This is a genomic window from Acidovorax sp., assembly GCF_046341535.1.
Lineage (GTDB): Bacteria > Pseudomonadota > Gammaproteobacteria > Burkholderiales > Burkholderiaceae_C > Acidovorax.
Map to the genome: position 1 here is coordinate 1 of NZ_JBKDRI010000154.1, position 22,962 is coordinate 22,962.

General features: G+C 60.2%; 16 protein-coding genes. 5 read left to right on the forward strand and 11 right to left on the reverse strand.

Annotation, left to right across the window (positions count from 1 at the left end; genetic code table 11):
* Positions 1-214 precede the first annotated feature (214 nt).
* On the forward strand, positions 215-1,417 hold the full coding sequence (locus ACK543_RS11315; RefSeq protein ID WP_409942951.1) for a methyltransferase domain-containing protein: 1,203 nt from the start codon (positions 215-217) through the stop codon (positions 1,415-1,417).
* 33 nt (positions 1,418-1,450) lie between these two features.
* Here the strand turns inward: ACK543_RS11315 and ACK543_RS11320 are convergent, their stop codons facing one another.
* Together ACK543_RS11320 and ACK543_RS11325 are read right to left on the reverse strand one after the other, a co-directional pair.
* Positions 1,451-1,888: a universal stress protein gene (locus ACK543_RS11320; protein WP_409942952.1), complete on the reverse strand. Its 438-nt coding sequence runs from the start codon at positions 1,886-1,888 to the stop codon at positions 1,451-1,453.
* 171 nt (positions 1,889-2,059) lie between these two features.
* Entirely contained in the window at positions 2,060-2,845 is a 786-nt protein-coding gene (locus ACK543_RS11325) for a 2OG-Fe dioxygenase family protein (RefSeq protein WP_409942953.1), read from the reverse strand.
* 175 nt (positions 2,846-3,020) lie between these two features.
* Here ACK543_RS11325 and ACK543_RS11330 point away from each other — a divergent pair, with 175 nt between their 5' ends.
* Together ACK543_RS11330 and ACK543_RS11335 are read left to right on the forward strand one after the other, a co-directional pair.
* The gene (locus ACK543_RS11330) at positions 3,021-3,389 is read left to right on the forward strand and encodes a PilZ domain-containing protein (protein ID WP_409942954.1); all 369 of its coding nucleotides are present in this window, start codon (positions 3,021-3,023) and stop codon (positions 3,387-3,389) included.
* Positions 3,390-3,494: 105 nt separating this feature from the next.
* Positions 3,495-4,541, forward strand: a complete 1,047-nt coding sequence (locus tag ACK543_RS11335) for a phosphotransferase enzyme family protein (RefSeq protein WP_409942955.1) — start codon at positions 3,495-3,497, stop codon at positions 4,539-4,541.
* A gap of 21 nt (positions 4,542-4,562) precedes the next feature.
* Here ACK543_RS11335 and hrpA read toward each other — a convergent pair whose 3' ends face one another.
* The gene (gene hrpA, locus ACK543_RS11340; RefSeq protein WP_409942956.1) at positions 4,563-8,729 is read right to left on the reverse strand and encodes an ATP-dependent RNA helicase HrpA; all 4,167 of its coding nucleotides are present in this window, start codon (positions 8,727-8,729) and stop codon (positions 4,563-4,565) included.
* Positions 8,730-8,860: 131 nt separating this feature from the next.
* On the opposite strand from hrpA, the gene argA reads away from it, so the two are divergent.
* The gene (gene argA, locus ACK543_RS11345) at positions 8,861-10,207 is read left to right on the forward strand and encodes an amino-acid N-acetyltransferase (protein ID WP_409942957.1); all 1,347 of its coding nucleotides are present in this window, start codon (positions 8,861-8,863) and stop codon (positions 10,205-10,207) included.
* A 190-nt stretch (positions 10,208-10,397) separates the two neighbouring features.
* Here argA and ACK543_RS11350 read toward each other — a convergent pair whose 3' ends face one another.
* The 8 genes from ACK543_RS11350 to ACK543_RS11385 all read right to left on the reverse strand — a co-directional run bounded on the left by ACK543_RS11350 (position 10,398) and on the right by ACK543_RS11385 (position 20,960).
* Entirely contained in the window at positions 10,398-12,098 is a 1,701-nt protein-coding gene (locus ACK543_RS11350; RefSeq protein WP_409942958.1) for a methyl-accepting chemotaxis protein, read from the reverse strand.
* Between the two features lie 23 nt (positions 12,099-12,121).
* On the reverse strand, positions 12,122-13,174 hold the full coding sequence (gene phnD / locus ACK543_RS11355; protein WP_409942959.1) for a phosphate/phosphite/phosphonate ABC transporter substrate-binding protein: 1,053 nt from the start codon (positions 13,172-13,174) through the stop codon (positions 12,122-12,124).
* 20 nt (positions 13,175-13,194) lie between these two features.
* Positions 13,195-14,253, reverse strand: coding sequence for an ABC transporter ATP-binding protein (locus tag ACK543_RS11360; protein WP_409942960.1), 1,059 nt, complete (start codon positions 14,251-14,253; stop codon positions 13,195-13,197).
* 17 nt (positions 14,254-14,270) lie between these two features.
* The gene (locus ACK543_RS11365) at positions 14,271-16,481 is read right to left on the reverse strand and encodes an ABC transporter permease (protein ID WP_409942961.1); all 2,211 of its coding nucleotides are present in this window, start codon (positions 16,479-16,481) and stop codon (positions 14,271-14,273) included.
* An 80-nt stretch (positions 16,482-16,561) separates the two neighbouring features.
* A complete protein-coding gene (locus ACK543_RS11370; protein ID WP_409942966.1) occupies positions 16,562-17,578 on the reverse strand; it encodes an ABC transporter substrate-binding protein in 1,017 nt (338 codons plus the stop codon).
* A 93-nt stretch (positions 17,579-17,671) separates the two neighbouring features.
* The gene (locus ACK543_RS11375; protein WP_409942962.1) at positions 17,672-18,787 is read right to left on the reverse strand and encodes an ABC transporter ATP-binding protein; all 1,116 of its coding nucleotides are present in this window, start codon (positions 18,785-18,787) and stop codon (positions 17,672-17,674) included.
* On the reverse strand, positions 18,784-20,280 hold the full coding sequence (locus ACK543_RS11380) for an ATP-binding protein (RefSeq protein WP_409942963.1): 1,497 nt from the start codon (positions 20,278-20,280) through the stop codon (positions 18,784-18,786). Before ACK543_RS11380 ends, ACK543_RS11375 begins: the two co-directional genes overlap by 4 nt.
* Entirely contained in the window at positions 20,277-20,960 is a 684-nt protein-coding gene (locus ACK543_RS11385; RefSeq protein ID WP_409942964.1) for a response regulator transcription factor, read from the reverse strand. The genes ACK543_RS11380 and ACK543_RS11385 overlap by 4 nt, the downstream gene beginning before the upstream one ends.
* Before the next feature lie 495 nt (positions 20,961-21,455).
* On the opposite strand from ACK543_RS11385, the gene ACK543_RS11390 reads away from it, so the two are divergent.
* Positions 21,456-22,631: a porin gene (locus tag ACK543_RS11390; protein ID WP_409942965.1), complete on the forward strand. Its 1,176-nt coding sequence runs from the start codon at positions 21,456-21,458 to the stop codon at positions 22,629-22,631.
* Positions 22,632-22,962 lie beyond the last annotated feature (331 nt).

Below are 22,962 nucleotides of genomic sequence, written 5' to 3' on the forward strand. Positions count from 1 at the left end.
GATCGAGTTCAGTTTGTTCGGTACAGTTTGGATTCGGCATGGCTCGCTCGTTCATCAAGTTTCTACACCTCGATAAACGCGCACTCAAAGGGCCATGCCGTCATCGTTTTTACGGAGGACGGTGAAATATCCGGGCTAGGGTTTCCGCGCACCAACGCCCCACGCGCATGCACAGGGGGCGTTGGGTTGCCCAGCCTGCACTGCCAGCCCCACCATGACCAGCGACGCCCTCGAACAAGCCCGCACTGCATTCCTGCAAGGCACCGCCGCATTTGCCGAACAACGCTTTGATGACGCGGCACAGGCGTTTTCGTACGCCCTGGCCCTGGCGCCGGGGCGTCCATCCGTGCTGCTGAACCTGGGTGTCACACGGCTGCACCAGAGCCAGCCAGCACAAGCCCTGCCCTTGCTGGAAGCCGCCACGGCCGCCCTGCCCGATGCCAGCGATGCCTGGAGCGCGCTGGCGCTCGCCCACCACCATCTGCAGCGCTGGGGCGATTCAGCGCGCAGCCATGCGCGAGCGCTGGCGCTGGGTGCCGACTCGGTTGCGCTGCGCTTGCGTCTGGCAGAAAGCCTGTGGCGCCGAGGGCTCGGAGCCGCAGCGGTGGAACACTACGAAAAGGCGCTCGAGGCCGATGCCACGCTGGTCCAAGCCTGGAGCGCGCTGGGCGACGTGCTGCGCGAAAGCGGCCAGCTCAGCCGTGCCGCTGACTGCTACCAGCGCGCCCTGGACCTGGGCGCGGACCCTGCCCTGCACCAGTTTTACCTGGCGGCACTGCGGCCACAGGCGCCCCTGGTGGAGGCACCGCGCACCTATGTGCAGGCCTTGTTTGATGGCTATGCCCATGATTTCGAAGACCACCTGGTAGGCCAGTTGGGCTACCAGGGCCACCGCGTGCTGATCGCGCAGATGCCGCCGTCTTGCCCCGGCTACGCCGCGCAGGTGCTGGACCTGGGCTGCGGCACCGGTCTGTGCGCCCCGCTGCTGCGCCCCCGTGCAGGGCACCTGACGGGGGTGGACCTGTCGCCCGCCATGATCGACAAGGCTCGCGCGCGAGGCCTGTACGACGACCTGCAGGTCTGTGACATCCACCACCACCTCGAACAGCCCGGGCCACAGTACGACCTGATCGTCGCGGCCGACGTGTTCATTTATGTGGGCCCGCTGGAGCGGGCCTTTGAACTGGCATCGCAACGCCTTCAGCCTGGCGGCTGGCTGACCTTCACCGTGGAGGATGCGGCGCAGGGGCCCGATGTCCAGTTGCTACCCAGCCTGCGCTATGCCCACCGCGAGGCCTACCTGCGCGCGCTGGCGCAGACCCATGGGCTGGCAGTGCGGCAGGTGGTGGATGCGCCGATCCGTTTTCACGAGCATCAGCCCATTGCGGGCCGCTACGTGTACCTGCAAAAAGCCTGAGCAGACGCGCATCGACGCGGGTGCTCGCAGCCCTCAGTTGCGCACCACCATCACCGGCACGTGCACCATGCTCAGCACCTTCTGCGTCACGCTGCCGAGCATCAGCTTTTCAAGCCCACGGCGGCCGTGCGAACCCATGACAATCAGGTCGATATCAGTACCTTCCAGTGCCTGCCTGATGCCTTCATACACCGCCTGGTCTTCGCCCACCACCGTGGTCACGGCCACGCCAGCGTCGGCCATGGCCTTGCGCACGGCATCCAGCGCCGTGTTGGCCTGGGCCCTGGCTGCGTTGAGGTACTGCGCCTGACCATAGGCAAACTCAGCCCCCACGCCGGTGAAGGGATAGGGATCGAGAACATACAGGGCAGTGACCGCGCTGCCAAAGGCCTTGGCCAGCCCCGCGGCCTTGGCTACGGCCAGCAGCGATGTATCAGAGCCGTCAACAGGAACCAGAATGTGTTTGAACATGGTGCTTCTCCTTGAGTGGGGTGAGGGCCAGACGGTGACCTGACCCTTGCAGCGAGTGTCTGCCCAGGCGCGGTTGGGCATCTTGATTCGCATCAAAACCTTGCCATTCAAAGCGCAGCGACACCCCACCAACCGCCCTAAAGCCGCCCGCATGCTCCGGCGGATGGGTGCTCAGGCCGCGGCAGCAGCGGCTGTGCCCGACACCACATCAGCCCCCTGAAAGCTGCCGCGTCGGCAGGTCACCACCAGCGTGTCGCGGTGGCCGCCCGGGGCGGTGGGCTGAATGGGTGTGGTCTCATGGATCATGCGCGCATCATCGAGCAGCAGCAGCGACCAGGGCTCGGTCAGCGTGAAGCGCTGCCCCGCGGGGCCACTGGCCTCAAACACGCGCGTCTCGCCGCCCTTGACGCCAACCCGACCTACCAGGAACACAGCCACCAGATCGACGCCATCGCGGTGCGCGCCCTCAGGTGTGGGGCGGCCAATGCCGTCGGTGGTGTCGATGCGAAACTGGTGCGCCTCCACAAACCAGGGCACGGGTGCCTGTGCGCCGGCAAACACCATGTCTGACACGCCAGCCAGGGCCGCCAGCAACTGCTGCCACACGGGCGATGCTGCCGTGGCGGCCGCCATGGGGGCAAACCAGCGCTCCATGCCGCCGTGCAGCGCGTTGTACTCGACCGGTTGCCAATGGGCCCGGTGGGGCACCGGGCGCACGTCGCCACCTTCGACCACGAAGCAGGCATGCCGGCGCTTGCGGTAGCGCCCGCCGTCCTTGAGGAATTCGTCGGGCGGCAGGTTGTCCCAGTCACCTTCCAGGGCCCTCAGCGCGGGCAGATCGGCACCTATCCACAGCGCGACATCGGCGGGCGCCAGCACCGCGAACCCGGTGGCTCGCAGGTGTTCGGCCACATGGGCCGGGGTGGTGAACGGGGGAATGAAACTCGGTTGAGACATAGCAGTCCGAGCTTAACCGCAGCCCGGGGCCAACGCAGCGTTGGGGCCTTGCCCGCGCCCGCCCTGCGTGGCAAGGGCTCCAAGCAAGATTGTTTTCGCCATGTCGCCAGGGAGATCGCCTGTTGGCAAGCCTACTGGAGTAGCATGTGAACGTTGCCATCCTTTGGAGTCAGCCATGCCGCACGAGCGCCGCCACTTCGTTCGCGTCAGTTTTGATGCCCCCGCCCTGCTCACCACGGCACGCGGAGCATTCAGCGTGCACGTGGTGGACGTGTCGCTCAAGGGGGCGCTGCTCACGGCACCCTCCGTGGCAGAACTGTCGATCGGCATGCCCTGCCAGCTGACCATTCCCCTGGCGGAAACCGGCACCCACATCGCCATGTCGGCCGAGGTTGCGCACCTGCAGGACGGAGCCACCGGCCTGCAGTGCCGCAGCATCGACCTGGACAGCGTCACCCACCTGCGCCGGTTGATCGAGCTGCAGCTGGGCAACCCTTCCCTGATCGAACGTGATCTGGCCGAACTGACCCAGGCGTCTGCCTGATCAAGGCGAGCGGAAGCGCGCCCCCCCCAAGCCAGCAACACGGCGCAACGGATCAATCGGCACGGATGCGCTTGCGGATAGCTACCCGCCAGCCGAAATGGCTACATGCCCGCCCTGGTGGACGCCATGCCTGAAGTACCGCCGTACGACACCGACCTGATTGCAACCCACACCACCGCTGCGAGTACCTCGGTCGCGCATTGGGTAGCGCTGCATCACGGCATCCCCGTGGAGCGCTGCCACCTGATACGGCGCGGCCTCAATGACAACTACGACCTGCGTGCGAGGGGCGGTGCCCGCTACGTTGTCCGGGTGTATTCCATCCGGCCACGGGGTGGCTTCAACATCGATTTCGAGGCGGCACTGTTAGAGCACCTGCATGATCGCGGAGCAGGCGTGGCCCCGCTGGTGAAGTGTCACAACGGGCAGACGCACGCGGTTTTACGCTTTCCGGAAGGAACGCGGGCTCTGACGCTGTTCCAGTATGTCGACGGCGCAGTGCCAGACACACTGGAGGAATTCGAACTGACCGGATGCACCCTTGCACACATCCATGCTGCAGCCCGCGACTACGCCGGCCCGCCAAGCCGCTACATCCTGGACGGCCACCATCTCGTAGGCAGAACGCTGCAATACCTGGAGGCGTACCCAGACCTCGACCCGGCCGTGCTGGATGCATACCGCGCGCTGGCAGGGAGGCTACTTGAAGAATTGACCGCCTTGGAGCCAGGCCTATCGCGCGTTGTCTGCCACGGTGACACCCACGGCTTTAACAATCACATCCATACCGGCCCGGACGGAAGCAAAGCGGCTGCGTTCTTCGATTTTGACGATGCTGGCCCGGGGTTTCTGGCGTATGACCTGAGCGTGTTGCCATGGTCCTACATGGTCCGCAAGACAATCAGGGAGCCCGATGACACCCTGCGCGAGCGCTGGACGCACTACCTGCGCGGCTACCGCTGCGCAGGTGGCGAGATCAGCGAAGACGATATCAAGGCCCTGCCGATGTTCGTGCAGCTGCGCCATCTGTGGAACATGGGAGAAGCTGTGGGACGGCTGCACCACTGGGGTACCAGCATGGCACCCGCAGACTGGCTGAAAAAACAGATCGACGGGTTCGAGGCGTGGAAAGGCCTGGATCTGACGGCCTGACCGGGGCGAGCCTGCCCGCCATCAGCTATTGATCTGCGCCCACAGCTTGTCCAGCCGCTTGACGCTCACCGGCTGGGGCGTGCGCAGCTCTTGCGCGAAGAAGCTCACGCGCAGCTCTTCCAGCAGCCAGCGCAGCTCTTGCATGCGCGCATCCACCTGCCCTTTGCGCTCGGCCACCAGGCGCCAGTAGCGCTGCTCTTGCGGGCGCAGTTCGGCCAGCCGGGTGGCGTCGCGGGCGGGGTCGGCGCGGACTTTGTCCAGGCGCAAGGTGATGGCCTTGAGGTAGCGAGCGTAATGCGCCAGCTGGGCCCAGGGAGCCACGGCGATGAAGTTCTTGGGCATCAGGCGCTGCAACTGCTGCTGGGCGTCCTGCGTAGTCTCGGGAGCGTTTTTGGTGTCCTTGATCTTGCGGACGGCGGTTGCGTATTCGTTGAGGATGGTGGTCGCCAGGCGCGCCACTTCGTTGGCGATCAGCGTGAGGCGGCCACGGCCCTCTTCCACGCGGCGCTTGAAGGCGAACTCGTCGGTGGGCAGCGGTTCGAGCAAAAAGGCGCGGTCCAGCGCCACATCGATGATCTGCGCGCGCAGCTCTTCCTGCGTGCCCAGGGGCATGTAGGCCACGGCCATTTTCTGCAGGTCGGGGATGTTTTTTTCGAGGTACTTGAGCGCATCCCTGATCTGCAACGCAAACAGGCGTCGCAGACCCGCGCGGTGTTTGGTGGCGGCGACCTCGGGCTCGTCAAACACTTCGATAGTCACGGCATCGCCGCCGTCGATGAGCGCCGGAAAGCCGATCAGCGTCTGGCCCGCCTTTTTGATCTCCATGAGCTCGGGCAGATCGCCAAATGTCCAGGCCCCATAGCGCTGGCCGGCTGGCGCTGTGGGCGCAACGCTCGCCGGTTGCACGGCAGGAGGCGAGATGCTTTTTGCTACTATTTTTGTAGCTACAAGCGATTTACCATCAAGCGCGGGTGGCAGTTTTGAATCATTTTTTTCGCCCTCTGCTGCGCTACCGCCCAGCTTGAGCCCTGCCAGCGCCTGGAAGGCTCCCCGCGCCTTGGCGCCCCACTCGGCCTTGAGCGCGCCCAGGTTGCGCCCGTGGCCAAGCTGGCGGCCGTGCTCGTCCACCACGCGGAAGTTCATGAAGAGGTGGGGGCTCAACATGTCGAGCTTGAAATCCGCCCGCTTCACATCGAGTGAGGTCTCATCGCGCACCTGCTTGAGCAGCATGTCCGTCAGGCTGCCGCTGCCAAAGCGCTCGGGCGCGCCCAGCAGTGCGGCCAGGCGGGTGGCCGAATCGGGCAGCGGCACAAAGCCGCTGCGCGGGCGCTGCGGCAGGCTTTTGAGCAGGGCCTGGATCTTGTCCTTGAGCATGCCGGGCACCAGCCATTCGCAGCGCTCATCACTCACCTGGTTGAGCACAAACAGTGGAATGGTCACGGTGATGCCGTCGCGCGCGTCGCCCGGCTCGTGCAGGTAACTCGCGGCGCAGTCCACGCCGCCCAGCCGCACCGTGCGCGGAAAGGCGTTGGTGGTGATGCATGCCGCCTCGTGGCGCATCAGCTCCTGGCGGGTCAGCGTGAGCAGGTTGGGCTGCTTTTTGACTTCTTCGCGATACCACGCCTCGAACGTGTAGCCGCTGCACACCTCGGGCGGCACTTGCTGGTCATAAAAGGCGTAGATCAGCTCATCGTCCACCAGCACGTCCTGGCGGCGCGACTTGTGTTCCAGCTCTTCCACCTTGGCGATCAGCTTCTGGTTGGCGGCCAGGAAAGGCAGCCTGGTCTCCCACTGGCCGCCCACCAGGCCTTCGCGGATGAAAATCTCGCGCGCGGCGTGCGGGTCTACCTTGCCGAAGTTGATGCGGCGGTTGTTGTAGACCACGATGCCGTACAGCGTGGCGCGCTCCAGCGCCACCACCTCGGCCGACTTCTTCTCCCAGTGCGGGTCCAGCAACTGTTTCTTCAGCAGGTGCCCGCCAATTTGCTCCAGCCACTGCGGCTCGATGGCGGCGATGCCGCGGCCAAACAGGCGCGTGGTCTCCACCAGCTCGGCCGCAATGATCCAGCGACCGGGCTTCTTGTTCAGGTGCGCGCCGGGGTGCCTGTAGAACTTGATGCCGCGTGCGCCCAGGTACCAGTCTTCCTCGTCGCTCTTGCAGCCCACGTTGCCCAGCAGGCCGGCCAGCATGGACAGGTGCAGCTGCTCGTAGCTGGCGGGTTGGGTGTTGATGGGCCACCGGTGCTCGGTCACCACCGTGAGCAGCTGCGTGTGGATGTCGCGCCACTCGCGCAGGCGGCGGATGCTGATGAAGTTCTGGCGCAGCAGCTGTTCGTACTGGCGGTTGCTCAGCTTGTGGGTGGCGGCCGCAACAGCAGGTGCAGCGGGGAGAGGTGCGGGCGCAGCAACGCGCCGATCCACTGGCAAAACGGCCTGGGATGGCGTCTTTTGCGCCGCCATGGCTTTTTGCGCCCGGGCCGATGGCAGGCTGGGCACGCCGCCCCGGGCCTCGTTGATCCACTTCCACAGCTTGAGGTAGCCGCTGAACTCGCTCTTGTCATCGTCGAACTTGGCATGCGCCTGGTCGGCCTGCTGCTGCGCCTCCAGGGGCCGGTCGCGCACGTCCTGCACGCTCAGGGCACTGGCAATGATGAGCACTTCGTCCAGCGCCTTGCGGTCGCGCGCCTCGATGATCATGCGGCCCACGCGGGGGTCCAGCGGCAGGCGCGACAGCTCCACGCCCATGGGGGTGAGCTCATGGGCATCGTCCACCGCGCCCAGTTCATTCAGTAGCTGGTAGCCGTCGGCAATCGCGCGGCCCGAGGGAGCCTCAATGAACGGGAACTGCGCCACATCCCCCAGGCGCAGCGACTTCATGCGCAGGATGACCCCGGCCAGCGAGCTGCGCAGAATTTCCGGGTCGGTAAAACGCGGGCGAGCGTTGAAGTCGGCCTCGTCATACAGGCGGATGCAGATGCCGTTGGCCACACGACCGCACCGGCCTGCACGCTGGTTGGCAGCCGCCTGGCTGATGGGCTCAACCAGCAACTGCTCGACCTTGCTGCGAAAAGAATAGCGTTTGACGCGCGCCGTGCCCGCGTCAATCACATACCGAATGCCCGGCACGGTGAGCGATGTCTCGGCCACGTTGGTGGCCAGCACGATGCGGCGGCCCGTGTGGCCGTCAAAGATGCGGTCCTGCTCGGCCTGACTGAGCCGCGCAAACAGCGGCAGCACCTCGGCAGCGCGCATCACCGGCTGGTGCGACAGGTGCTTGCGCAGGTGGTCGGCCGCCTCGCGGATCTCGCGCTCGCCGGGCAGAAAGACCAGGATGTCGCCGGCTCCACCGGGCCCCCACGCTCCGCGCTGCGCGTCGTCGCTGCCCCCCGAGGGGGCCGCACCCGGCTTGGGGCGGCCCGGCGCCGGGTGGCCCGCCCACAGCTCGTCCACGCCGTCGGCAATGGCCTCGTTCAGGCCGTAGTCGCGGCTTTCTTCAAACGGGCGGTAGCGTTGCTCGACCGGAAAGGTGCGGCCCGATACGTAAATGATGGGTGCCGGGCCCTTGGCGCTCTCGAAGTGTTTGGCAAACCGGTCGGCATCAATGGTGGCCGAGGTGACGATGACCTTGAGGTCCGGCCGACGCGGCAGAAGCTGGCGCAGATAGCCCAGCAGAAAGTCGATGTTGAGGCTGCGCTCGTGCGCCTCGTCGATGATGATGGTGTCGTAGGCCAAGAGCTGCGGGTCAGTCTGCGTCTCGGCCAGCAGGATGCCGTCCGTCATCAGCTTGACGGACGCATCGCGCGAGAGGCGGTCCTGAAACCGCACCTTGAAACCCACCACATCACCGAGCGGCGTGTTCAGCTCCTGCGCAATGCGCTTGGCCACGCTGCTGGCCGCGATGCGGCGCGGCTGGGTGTGGCCAATCAACTGGCCTTTATGCCCCGGCTTGGCATTGCACTTGCCCCGGCCCAGCGCCAGCGCAATCTTGGGCAGCTGCGTGGTCTTGCCCGAACCGGTTTCGCCACACACGATGACGACCTGGTGCTTACGGATCGCGGCCATGATCTCTTCGCGCTTGCCGGAGACAGGCAAGGATTCGGGAAACTCGATCACCAACGGCGGGCGTTCCGCGCAGGGGGCTGCAGGCGGCGCTGCGGGCAGGGTCTGAGGTGGCGCGGATTCGGTCATGAAGGCCGACATTATCCCGGTGCACTGCTGCCGGCGCTGCCATGGCCCTGGCACAAGCCATGTCCACTTATGATGCGCGGAGATCGCAACCCGCGCGCAGCCGAGCATCGCCCCCCAGCCCACCCGACGCCATGTCTACCGTATTCAACTTCACCTTTGTGCCCTGGTTCCGCTCGGTAGCGCCCTACATCCACAAGTTCCGCAACCAGACCTTTGTGATCGGCCTGACTGGCGAGGCGATTGCCGCAGGCAAGCTGCACAACATCGCGCAAGACCTGGCACTCATCCAGGCCATGGGCGTGCGCATCGTGCTGGTGCACGGCTTTCGGCCCCAGGTGAACGAGCAACTGGCCGCCAAGGGCCATGCCGCAAAGTACTCGCACGGTATCCGCATCACCGACTCAGTGGCGCTTGACTGCGCCCAGGAAGCTGCGGGCCAGCTGCGCTACGAGATCGAGGCCGCCTTCAGCCAGGGCCTGCCCAACACGCCCATGGCGGGCGCTACGGTGCGCGTGATTTCGGGCAACTTTCTCACGGCGCGGCCGGTGGGCATTGTCGATGGCGTGGATTTCCAGCACTCGGGCCTGGTCCGCAAGGTGGATGTGGCAGGCATCCAGCGCACGCTGGACATGGGCGCGCTGGTGCTGTTGTCGCCGTTTGGCTTTTCCCCCACGGGCGAGGCCTTCAACCTGAGCATGGAAGAAGTCGCCACCAGCGTGGCCATCGAGCTGCGCGCCGACAAGCTGATCTTCCTGACTGAAGTGCCCGGCATCCGCGTGAACCCCCTGGAAGCCGACGACGAAGACAACCCCATCGACACCGAGCTACCGCTGGCCGCTGCCCAGGCCCTGCTGGCCACGCTGCCCACCGCGCAAACGCCCACCGACACCGGCTTTTACCTGCAGCACTGCGTGAAGGCCTGCAAGGCGGGTGTGGAGCGCAGCCACATCCTGCCCTTTGCGGTGGACGGCTCGCTGCTGCTGGAGGTGTATGTGCACGACGGCATCGGCACCATGGTGATTGACGAAAAGCTCGAAGAACTGCGCGAGGCCACCATCGACGATGTGGGCGGCATCCTGCAACTGATCGAACCCTTCGAGAAGGACGGCACGCTGGTCAAGCGCGACCGCACCGAGATTGAGCGCGACATTGCCGCCTACACCATCATCGAACACGATGGCGTGATCTTTGGCTGCGCCGCCCTCTACCCCTACCCCGAGGCCCGCACGGCCGAGATGGCGGCCGTCACCGTGTCGCCACAAAGCCAGGGCACCGGCGACGGCGAAAAGCTGCTCAAACGCATCGAGCAGCGGGCGCGGCTACAAGGGCTGGACAGCATCTTCGTGCTGACCACGCGCACGATGCACTGGTTCATCAAACGCGGCTTCCAGCCCGTGGACCCAGACTGGCTGCCCGAGGCGCGCAAGCGCAAATACAACTGGGACCGGCGCAGCCAGGTATTGGTCAAGAAGCTTTAGCAGGCTGCTGAAGTACTGGATTGCTGATGTCAACCGCAAAAGCTCGACCTCATAAATCGAGCTATAGGCGAGTTTTTTGAGGCTCCCAAGGGGTAAGAGACCGTCGGGAACGCAGTTTTTGGAGTTGTTGGGAGGTATTCCAGCAGCCTGCTATGGCTGCACATGTCGCGCTAATTTGGGCCGATGGCCGCTATCGACTTTGCTGCCGGTGTAACACCGACCTCGAAGATACCTTGGGCCAGTGCAGGTCCGATCCGACAAACCTGGTGTTCGGCCCATGTGCTGCCGACATGCCCGGCAGGACGGTCGTCGCTGCCTGCGCATCATCATCGGCCAGCCTGAAGAAACGCATCATGTCGGCCAAACTGGTGGCTTGATCTCTCAGGCTTTGCGCCGCTGCAGCACTTTCCTCCACCATAGCCGCATTTTCCTGAACCGTCCCATCGATGACGGACACCACTCCGGCAATGTCTCCTATCGCATGCCCTTGTGACGCCATGGTCGTGGAGATCTGCTCCACCAACACGGAAACTTCTTTGACAGCACCCACCAGTTGATGAATCGTGCTGCCCGCGTCTGAAGCCAACTCTGCGCCCGCCTTGACATGCACGGCACTTGCTCCGATCAGGCCCTTGATCTCGCGAGCTGCTATCGCTGACTTGCCAGCGAGACTTCGCACTTCAGTCGCCACCACTGCAAACCCGCGACCCTGAGCTCCAGCCCGGGCCGCCTCAACGGCAGCATTAAGGGCGAGAACGTTGGTCTGAAACGCAATGCTGTCAATAATGCTGATAATCTCCGAGATCTTGCGGGAACTTTCACTAATTCCATCCATCGTCAGCACCAACTTCGAGATGACCTCGCCGCTGCGCACCGCGGTGCCAGACGCCGCAGCCGCCAGCGACCGGGCGAGGCCAGCGGACTTCACTGTCCCCTCCACTCCATCCGTGAGGTCCGCCAAACTGGACGCGGCTGATTGAAGATTCTGCGACGCCACCTCCGTTCTGTTGCTCAGTTCGACCGTCGCCGAGGCCACCTCGGAGCTGGACGCGTCTATGCTGTGCGACGACTCGGTAATCTTGCTCACAAGGTACCTGAGTCTTTCCTGCATCTCCCGAATGGCATCCAGCAGCCGACCAGTTTCGTCACCCGATCCCTTCGGGACACTAGACGTTAGGTCACCCTGGGCAATTGCTTCGGCAACTTTGACTGCAAGGGACACAGGTCGAACCACGCCCAAAGTGATCCTCCAGGCGATCAAGCCCCCCAGACCAAGTGAGAGACAGACCAGGACCACCTGGAGCAAGACGGTGCGACGCTGGCTGTCACGCGCAGCGTTTGCCACCAAATCGGCGTTCGACTTTTGAATTCCGATGAAGGCTTCGACGTGGGAACGCCATCTCAATTCAGCAGGCAAGACCTTGTCGTTGAGCGTGGCAATAGCGCCGCTGTTGTCGCCCGCATCGCCTTGCTTCGCCGCCACGACCACCTCGTTACGAGTCGCCTCGCTGGCCTCCACGATCTGTTGAAGCGTGGTCATTTCCTCTTGGGTTGCGTCAGAGCCTTGAAGGCTTGTTGACAGTCTGACCTGGAGATCCTGCACTTCTCGGTCAAGTCGCCTGAGCTCAGCACCGGACTTGTCGATGAGATCGATATTGGTGAGCAGGGCAATGTTACGTACCTCGGTGGCCATCCTCCCGATATGAATCATCAGTTCCCCAGCAAGGCTCTGCCGTGCGAGGTTGACCTGAACCAGGCGTGTCATGTCCTCGCTGGCGCGGTTCAGGGCAGCAATACCCAAGCCCGTTACACAGATCAACAACAATAAAATACAACCGAATCCAATCTTCAGCCGAATGGATATAGAAAGCCGCCCAATGATGGTTTTCATTCTTACTCCAGATAAGCCGCAACTCAAAACGGGCTCAGTTTCAATCGAAGCTCCACCATGGAACTCCTCTGAATCACCTGCTGAATTTTTTCCTGACGCTGCTCAGGAGTCAGAGATGAGTTGATCGCAATAGCTTGACGGGCCTTGAACATTTCCAAATCGGCAATAGGAACCAGTTGGAGGTTACTCGACGCGCGAAAACGGGATAGACCATTCATCTTCAGGAGGATTGCCTTTTCCTCATCGTCGCCCCCGAAAGCAGTCACAAACGTTGCCATCTTTTTCTTAAAAGCGGGCGGCAGTGAGTTATGCCATACCAGAGGCGACTGTGGAATCAACGGACTCTCCCAAATAACCTTGATCTCTGCTCCTGCATATTTTGGGTCTTTGAGAAAAAAACCGAGCTCCTCGTTATTTGACGTGGCGACATCGACCTCTCCTGCAACCACCCGTCGCATATTCTCCTGATGCGACCCAACACGAACAGATGAAAAAATCTTCTTGGTTTCCGCAACACCATTCTTTTGAAATGCAAAATACAGCGGCACAAGAAAACCCGAAGTGCTTTTAGGATCACCGTCGCCAAATCGGAGCTTTCCGGCGTTTGCTATAACGTGTTGAACGTCTTTCAGTGGTGATTTACCGTGTACTACGAGTACGGAGCGATATCCTAGACTGCCATCTTTTGTCACCATCTGGGCAAATACCGATCCAACACCTTTCTCGACGATTTCGAGAGCAGGCACATTACCAACCCAAGCAGCATCAAGACGGGCATTTATAAAATCCCGAACCAAGGCCTCCTGGTTTTCGTATGCCCGCAGTCCCACACGGACACCAAGCGCCTTTTCCATTCGATCTATGAAAGGTTGCCAGTTAGCCCGTATCTGCTCGGGGTCGCGCGGTGATATCAATCCGAAATCGATTCGACCATCTGCTAATGAAGCATGTATAGTTCCACTAAAGATAGTACAAAGCAAAGCAGTCAATAGCTTTACCTCAAAAGCTGTTAGCCGGTTTCGGCAGAGATTCTTCAAAAAAAAGCAAGCAGCTTTTGCAACGTATGACATCATCATGCTCGCCACCTTTTATCAAATCAAACGGGAACTACCGACACCGCACGGTCAGGCAGTTGCAACGAGACACGCTCACCAATATTCCACCGACGATTGATATCGGACGAGATAATGAATATGCTGCTCAGCGACGTCTCGACCGTTATCTCATGGAAACTCCCGAGATAAGCGGTTTTAGACACGATGCCCTCCAGTCCGCCAGAGCCAGAGGCTTGAACGCGCCAGGTTTCGGGGCGCACTGCCGCCTTGACAGGACCTGGCGCGGCGGGTGTAGATGTCTTTAGACGCAGCGGTCCGAGCAGCAGATCGCCGTCCGCAAGTACCTCCCCGGCGAACAGCATGGCTTCGCCCATGAATCCCGCAACGAACTCGCTGCAGGGACGCTCGTACAGGTCGGAAGGTGTTCCGGCCTGCGCGATCGTGCCGTGATCCATCACGATGATCTGATCACTCACCGCCAAAGCTTCGCTTTGGTCATGCGTGACATAGGCCACAGTAAGACCCAGCCGCTGCTGGAGACTTCGTATCTCCTCGCGCATGGAACGACGCAGGCGCGCATCCAGATTGGACAGAGGCTCGTCAAACAAGAGCACCGCGGGCTCGAGAACCAGAGCACGCGCCACCGCAACCCGCTGCTGTTGACCACCAGAAAGCTCGCTGGGCATCCGATCGTCATACCCGTCCAGCCCGACTGCATGCATAGCCTTGTGAGCACGCTCTACAGCCTCTGCTGGATTGACCCCGCTGGCCGACAAGCCATAGCAGACGTTATCGAGGACCGACATGTGTGGAAACAGTGCGTAGCTCTGAAACACCATGCTCACGTTCCGCTCGGCCGGGCCGAGGTGGGTGACATCCTTGCCATCAATGAGAATCTGCCCGCCGCTTGGAGCCTCCAAACCGGCAATCATTCGCAGCGTGGTGGTCTTTCCGCAGCCGGACGGCCCAAGAATGGTCGTCAGGGTTCCCTTCGGCACCTTGAAGCTGATTCCTTTGACCACCAGACTGGATTCTTTACCACCGTACCTTTTAATCACATTTCTGAACTCAACGCCGTCATTTTTTAACTCACTATTCATGTCCACTCCAATCTGATTCACACTACAACGCGACCGGCACCCACACGTCGACGGCCAAGCTTTCTTTCACCCACAACCTTCTGAATGGCAAATGTTGTGAGCGACATAAAAATAATCAACACCGTGCAGTAGGCCAGTGCGACGCCATAATCACCATTACCCACTCTGCCAATGATGTATGTGGTGGCAAGATCGTATTCAGCAGTCACCAAAAAGATGACTGCCGATACCGTAGTCATCGATCGGACAAAGCTATAAACAAGGGCTGCTACCAGGGCTGGCTTGAGCAGCGGAAAAATCACTCTACGCAATGTAGTGAGACTGCCAGCCCTCAGCATGACTGATGCCTCATCCAAAGACCGATCCAGCTGCTTGAAAGACGCAGTACCGGCCCGCACCCCGACTGGCAGATTTCTAAAAACAAAACAAAGAATGATAATCAGACCGGTCCCTGTCAGCTCGACCGGCGGAACGTTGAAGGCAAGGATGTAGCTCACACCCAGCACGGTGCCAGGGATTGCAAACGTTAACAATGCCGAAAACTCGAACGCCGCTTTTCCACGAAAGTCCGTGCGAGCCAGCAGCCAGGCAATCAATAGTCCGATGGCCGCACAGATAGGCGCTGCGATGCCTGCCAGATAAATAGTGTTGAACAGCGAATTCCAAGCGGAACCCAGCCATTGAACACCAGCCCCACCGACCTGAAAATCAAAGGCCGATTTGAAGTGCTGGAAGGTGAATGTGTAATCTCTCCCCCACACCTTCACAAAGCCGCCTGCAAAAGCAAAACAATAAACGATGACGGTAAAGGCCAGCCAAGGCAATGCAATCCAATTGCAGATTCTACGGACGAGCGTCGGTAGCTCCATTGGAACTCCGGCATCCCCCTTACCCGAAACTGTTGTGAAACTGGTGCTACCCAACAATTTACGCTGAATAAAGAAAACCGTAAGAGCAAATGCGGTGAGTATCAATGCCAGTCCGGCGGCCATACCTTGGTCCAGCGATGAACCAACAATGGCAAAAAATATCTCAGTGGAGAGAACCGAATAAGATCCCCCAAGAATGATGGGATTACCAAAGTCCGCAATGCTTTCGATAAAGCCAACCAAAAAAGCGTTTGCAAGGCCGGGCTTGAGTAACGGCAACGTAACGGTCATGAAGGTCCGCAGCCGGTTTGCACGGAGGGTTTGGGCAGCCTCTTCCAGAGACGGACTGATCCCCTGCACAACCCCGCGCATGATCATGAATGCGATGGGCGTAAATGCGAAAAGCTGTGCCAGCCATACGCCAAAAACCCCATAAAACCAACGAGTTGGGGGTATTCCAAATGCCCATTCGAGAAACTGGTTTGCCACGCCCGAGCGGCCGAACAAAAGAATCAACCCCAGGCCAACCACGAAAGGGGGCGTAATGATGGGCAGCATTGCAAGTACGTTGAGAGGTTTTCCCATCCGGCGCGACCCGCGCTCAGCCATCAGGGCGATCATGGTGCCCAGCACCGTGGTTCCAGCGGCTGTCAACAATGCGAGATAAAGCGTGTTCCACGCCACTCCGCAGCGGCCCGCCTCGGCCAAACAGCCCAGGCCCCATATCCGCTCGGTGAAGATGCGATCCGCCAGGGACTGCAGGGAGAAATTCGCGGCATCGTCATAGAAGCCTGCCAAGAGCGATTTGGCTACCGGCAGAACCACAAACGTTGCCAGCAAGGTGGCGCAACCGATCACCGCCGCAGCTACAAACACATCCCTTTTGAAATATCCAAGCCGCGCCAGCCCAGCACCGAGCAGCATGACCAGCGAAACCAGTACGATAAAACCTCCCCAGCCGATACCGTACTGCCCCTGCGGCAACGGCCCGAACAACCGCTCCATCCACGCGAAATTCCAGCCCATTGCCCCTATGGAGTAGCCGCTTGCCACCAGCCCCACCAGCCCGATCAAGGCGCCAGCGACGAGGGCGCTGCCCTGACGCCGGCCCGCTGGCAAGACTGCGCCGAAACCCGCTATCAGCAGTCCGATCACGCCGGTCCAGAGCCAATATCGGCCATGAATGGCGGCCTGAGTCAGTCCATTAGCAACCGATGGATCTCCAAACAAATGGGCCATCGCTGACGAAAACGAGCTCCGCTGGAGGAAAAACCACGGGAGCGCGACGTAGGCTAACAAGCCTGTAAGTACCCAGGCATAAATGGCACGCTGGGTTCGCTCAGTTAATCGGACTAGCATTTGAACTGCACTCGGTGGATATCTTTAATTGCCCGGAATCATGTCCGGACACGGGAAGCGATAAATGATCCTGCCGGTCATTACTTGGGCTGGTTAAAAACCTTGCGTTCCCAGTTCAAGATGAGCTGCCTGCGCACATTTGCCTGACCAAACTTTGCGTAGTCATAATCGATCAGCTTGATCTTTTTCAGGTCGGGCATGCGTGGATCCGTCGCTGCACCTTTGTTGGATGGAACCTGAAACTGGTTGGCAGCCGTACCGAATTGCTGACCAGAAGGGGTCAGTGCCCACTCATAAAATGCCTTGGCATTTTCAAGGTTGCGCGCGCCCTTCACGATGGACATCGAGCCAATTTCGGCCCCAGTTCCATCGGTTGGTGTTACCGTTTCAACAGGAAAACCCTGCGCCTTTTCACCAGGGGCATCATGAATAAAGCTGATGGAAACGGTCGCCTCTCCGCGTGCGACGGCTTTGATGGGCCCTGTCCCTGAGCGCGGATAAGTGCTGACGTTTTTGTGAAGGGCTGCCAGATAATCAAAAGCCTTATCCTCGCCCATAATCTGGACGAGTGTGGCGATCATCGTGTAAGCCGTACCACTGGCGCGGGGGTCGGCCACCTGAATCTCGCCTTTGTATTCTGGCTTGAGCAAGTCGTTCCAGGTTTTTGGAACTGGGATCTTCTTCTTCGCCAATAACTCGGAGTTATAGCCAAACCCCAGAGGCCCCAAATAAACGCCGACCGTCTTATAGCCTGCTTGCTCGGCCTGGCGCTGTGCCCAGCTATGCAATTGCGACAACTGCGGCGACTTGTACTCCAGAGTCAGGTTTTGCTCGGCGGCGAGCATGTGGGGATCTCCCGTGCCGCCGAACCAGACGTCTGTTTTGGGGTTGGCGCGCTCTGCCATGATCTGCGCCAGCGCTTCGCCGGTCCCTTTCATGGTCATGTTGACCGTGATACCGGACGTGCGCGAAAACGTGGTTTGAATCAGGTTGCACCATTGGGCCTGCACCGAGCAAATCACATTCAGCTCTTTTGGCTGTGCAAGCGCGGCAACGGATAGACTTCCCAGAGCGGCAGCGATTAAAACGGACTTCATCTTCATGTTCTCTCCTCTATTCAAAAAACATTGGGCAAAAACGCCCTCTCAACACTGAAAACTGTGTTGTTCAGACCAATGGGTGAAACACAATCAGGGCGGCGCGGGTCCGGCTGGAACGCGATACTTGCTCACGCGCACGCTCGCGCTGTTCAGGAGCACCGTGACCGGCGATCCAATCTGGTACGGCGTATGAGCACCCCAGACCGTCGCCAGTACATCGCCCCACTCCAGCTGGATGAGGTATTCACTCCCTCGTCCAAAGTAGGTGCAGCTCAAGATCTTTCCGGCGAAGCCGGGGGAACCCGCGGCACCCACCTGCCACGCCTCAGGCCTGATCAGCAGCGTGACGCACGCACCCACGTCGGATGCATCTGGCAGCGCCATCTGGTACCCATAGAGCTCGACAATGCCAGCCTCTACGACCTGGGCTGGAAGGAACATGGCCGCGCCCATGATCTCCGCAACAACCTCGTTGCATGGAGTCAGGTACACGTCTCTCGGCGTGCCATCCTGCAAAACCTCGCCGTTATGCATGACTACGACGTGATCGCCCACTGCCAATGCTTCGGCCTGATCATGGGTGACATACACAACCGTGAGCGAGAACGCCTTTTGAATATCGCAAATCTGCTCACGCAGTTGGCGTCGCAAACCTGAATCGACGCTTGAAAGCGGCTCGTCCAGAAGCAACACCCGCGGCTCGCCCGCCAGGGCCCGAGCAAGAGCCACCCGCTGCTGCTCCCCGCCAGACAAGGACGCTGTCGAGCGGGACTCATAGCCGTCCAGGTCCACGAGCTTCAAGACCGCCTGAGCCCGGTCTTTGGCGGCAGGCTGCTGCGTAGCGGTTGCTGAGAGACCGTACCTGACGTTCTCCAGAACGCTCAAATGAGGGAAGAGGGCATAGTTTTGAAGAACCAGCCCTATGTCACGCTGTGCAGGGTCGTGATCCGTGATGTCGAGGCCATGCAGCCACACGCGACCTTCATCGGGCCGCTCCAGGCCCGCAATCAATCGCAGCAGCGTTGATTTGCCGCAGCCGGAAGGGCCAATCAAGGAAGTAAGACATCCGTGCGGAATCCGAAGCGACACGTTACGGATGGCTGCTTGCCCCAGCGAATACCACTTGCTCACGCCGCAAAGCTCAATGGCGGCAGCCACAGGCCCGAGCGCATCGCGATCGGCAAACAGAACGGACGCGGCACTCATAAACCAGCGCCTTCTGACATCTGGGCAGCCCCGACTGCTGCACGACGCACTGCTTGCGGTTGTGCATCCGCTGCCGGAACCAAGAGCAAGGACGGCCAGCGGATCACGGCATCACACCCCACGACGGTTCCACGCTCCTGCCGATTGAACAGGTAGACCTGCGCCGTCATGGCGTCGGCAATCTGGCGGCAGATTGCAAGCCCCAGTCCGATACCAGTTCCGCCTTTGGAGGCCATGAACGGTTCAAAAAGTCGCTCTTGGACGGACTCGCTGACGCCGCCGCCGGCATCCCAGACGATCAACTCGACCTCGTGTCGGAGCCGCCGGATGACGATGCCAATCGACGACCCAACAGGGGAATGATGGATCGCGTTGGACATTAGATTTCGAATGATTTCGCCAAGCATCCAGGCATCAGACCTGAGCGTGACCGGGATCGCATCGAGGGAAAACTCCAGACGCTTTCGGGCAATCAAGGGGGCAAACTCGATGGCGACGTCGCTTGCCACTGCATTGAGGGATACCGGGGCCCAGCGGGCTTCATGCGACAGCTGTTCGACCTTGACCATCGACAGCAATTGCGTCGCCAAACTTGTAGATCGATCCACAGTACGGATCATCTTGGGCAGCGTCTCTTGGACGTTCAGTTCGCCGGAGGCCATGCCCTGCATCTGGGTGCGAAGCACCGCGAGCGGTGTACGAAGCTGGTGGGACGCATCCGCCAGAAACCGGCGCTGCTGTTCCACTGAGGTACGCTGGGCCTCCAGGAGTTGATTCAGTGAGCGCACCAGGGGGGTAAGCTCTGCGGGACGCTCTTCGTCCAACGGGAGGTAATTCTTGTCACCGCGTCGAGCCAGCTCGCTACACAGCGCGTAGATGGGCTGGAGTGAGAGCCACAGCAAGCAACCCACAAACAGGGTGGAGACCATCCAGCTAAGGATCCCGCGAACCACGATGGATTGGAGCCCCTCGCCTTTGGCCTCCTGGCGGTTCTGATGGGGCTCCACCAACAGAAGTCTTGCCGGAAAAGCTGCCTCGCCCTGACCGGTAACCGTGCTGACCGACGCCATACGAACCGGCTCATTTCGGTACCACCCGTCAAAGAGATACGGCTCACGGCTTCCTTTGGCAATCTTGCGGCTCATTTCTTCAGGAATCTCTAGCTCGACATTGCCGGAGATGTAGTGCCCGTCGGACGTGGTGACCTGGTGGCTCATCTCGTGAACCAATGGCAAGCCCACCTCATCCATGTAGATTTGCGACGCGCGAAACGCCGTGACGACCCCGCCGGACGCCTGCACCGACGCAACCGCTGTCGCGACCCGCAACAAGGCCAAATCGTGCCGCTTGCTGACCGCCTTGACCATGTCCTCGTACCGATGCCAGCCGTCCCACATGAACAGCAGGGCAAACCCCACCAAAGAGGAGGCCCAGGCCAGCCGATGCAAAGACCGCCTTTCCCAAACGGCGCGCAACCTGCCCGTGTAAATCATGCCTCCGACTCCTGACTCATCGAGGTCTGATCGATCAGCAGATAGCCCAGACCGCGAAGCGTGACCAGTTCCACAGTAGCTTTTATCAATCGTTTGCGCAGCCGATGAACGAGCACCTCAACGGCCTCGCTCGATTCGACAGCGTCAGGCCCGAACACAGACTCGCGCAGGGCCTCTTTGCTCACCGCCTTCCCTTGGCGCTCCAAGAGCGCCTTGAGCAGCGATGCCTCCCTTGGAGAAAGTTCCAGAGGACGCATCCCACTGTAGAAAATTCCGGATTTAGCGTCCAACCACAAGCTCCCACAGCGCAAGTCGTCGCCGTGGCGCCGCCTGATCAGCGCCTTGACGCGAGCCACCAACTCCTCCACATCAAATGGCTTGCTGAGGTAGTCATCCGCGCCCACCTCCAGGCCATGCACTTTATCGCTCACGGATCCGCGGGCGGTCACGATCAGCACCGGAACCGATGCGTCGCCATCCCGTAAGCGCTGCAAAACCTCAAGACCGTCCACGCCGGGCAAGCTGAGGTCCAGGATGAGTGCATCAAAGCTGCGTCGCCGAGCCAATGCCAACCCTTCCAGCCCAGTGGAACAACAAACGATCTGAAAGCCGCGTGACAGCAGCACCCGACTGAGCGCATCGCACAGATCCAAGTCGTCTTCCACCAGTAGTACGTTCATGACCCAACACCTCAGCAACGTTCAATACAAGCGTGGAGGGGCCAGCCCTGCACTGCAGACGGGGCCGAATGCGTTGGCCTCGTGTCTGTACAGGCAGCATCGTCATGGAAAAGCGCGACGCTGTCACTGCGCAATCCCCCCATGCCAGTTGAAAGCAACTTGAAATATTTGGCCAAAAACTGAAAGCCGCAAGAAGTCCTGGCTAAGACTTTCACGATGCTTTCATTATCTGTGCGTGCTTTTCCGCTTACTCACCATGGTCGCGATACGCATCATCCCCACAGAGGGTGGAAGTTCAATGAATTTTCGCAACGACACCATCGGAGTATGGAGCGAAAACCGCGCGATGCCTCGGTGAAACGGTTGCATCATTGGGCGAATTCGTTTTGTGTTCATGCGAAAACACAGTGTCGAACTTACGCACTCGATGGCGTTTAAGCGGTGGGGCAACAACCAACCGTCAAAACAATCACTATGCATGCTCCGGAGAAATATGTGAAGAAAAAATTGATTCCTATCGCGATAGGCTCACTACTGGGAACCGTGTCGATCGGCACCCATGCACAGGCGAGCTACACCATATTCGGCAATTTCGCCGCTCAAATGGAAAGCATTAGCGCCACAGATTCCGTGACAGCGACCGGAGCACCTTCGCCCCTCACAGATCGACCCAACAGGCTTCGATTAAGTAACGTCAGCTCGGATTTGGGAGTTCGCGCGTCGGTAAAAATCGGAAATGGACTGACCGGTGTCGCCTCTGCCGTCACGGGATTGAATGCCGATGGAAGCACAGCGCAGGCAGGGATGTGGGGAACCGCGAAAGATGTTTTCGTCGGGCTTTCGTTCGATGAAGCCGGCACACTAAAGCTGGGGCGCCTGACTGGCGCTGCACGCTGGATCAGTGGAACGCCCGACTTTTCACCCGCGGGGGCAGGACCTCAGGACAACCAGGCTGCGCTGTCGGGCGCGGCAGGGATCGTGTCGCCCCTATTCAATGCGCGACTGGACAATGCCATCGGGTTCGAATCCGTGCGTTGGAACGGCTTTTCAGTGCGTGGCTATTACTCAGCCAACGAAGGCAAGAGTAACTCGGCAGTCACCACCGGACAGCGCATCAGCGACCACTCGTACAGCTTAGGCGCGCAGTACGTCAATGGACCTCTGGATCTCCGTGCCGCCTATGAACTGCGCAATGACAAGCAAACGCTGAATGCCGGCTCGGGCGCAAAGACAAGCGACAAGGTGTACCGCATTGGTGCACGATACACCCTCCCTACGAGCACGATCGTTGCAATCACATTTGATCGGCAGAATTACTCAGACGATACAGCTACCGGTACGGCACGCCGCTCTCTTTCCAAATCGGGCTGGGTTATAGGCGCCAAGCACAACTTTGGTAAGCATGCAGTTTACGGAGGCTTCGGATCTGCAGGCAATTACTCCGGAAGGCTTGCCAACGGAACGGCTCTGGACGGAGCTAATACGGGAATGCGCCAAGTCGTACTTGCATACAACTATGCAATCAACAAAGAGCTTGTGTTTGATACTTTTGTATCGGTACTGCAAAATCGCAGCAGAGCACGCTATGACTACGATTCGGGTGGACTTGGAAGTATCGGTAGCGGTGCGAAGTTGACTGCTATTGGCGCTGGGCTGCGCTATTCTTTTTAACGAAGGAGACCTAAAAACACAGGGAATTTAAGCGGGATTTTTTTACTCCAAGTTGTCGGCAAGCAGAGGCAGGGGCTTCGCGAATACCGAGATGTCCGACTCGGCATAAAGCTGGGTCGGATTTTTTTATCGTATTAACCATCCATATCCGGAGTCCCCGGAGCTGTTGGATGGCACCCGCGCGACAGAACACCCGAGTTCGACACGAAGCGCTGTAAGTACTTGATCTATATAGATCGCGTTCGCGAATTGCCACTACAAGAGGCTTAATTGGGGGTCTGGATTGGGGTTCTTGACGTTCAGTGCGGCAAGCGTGCTGGCTTGCTCTCGG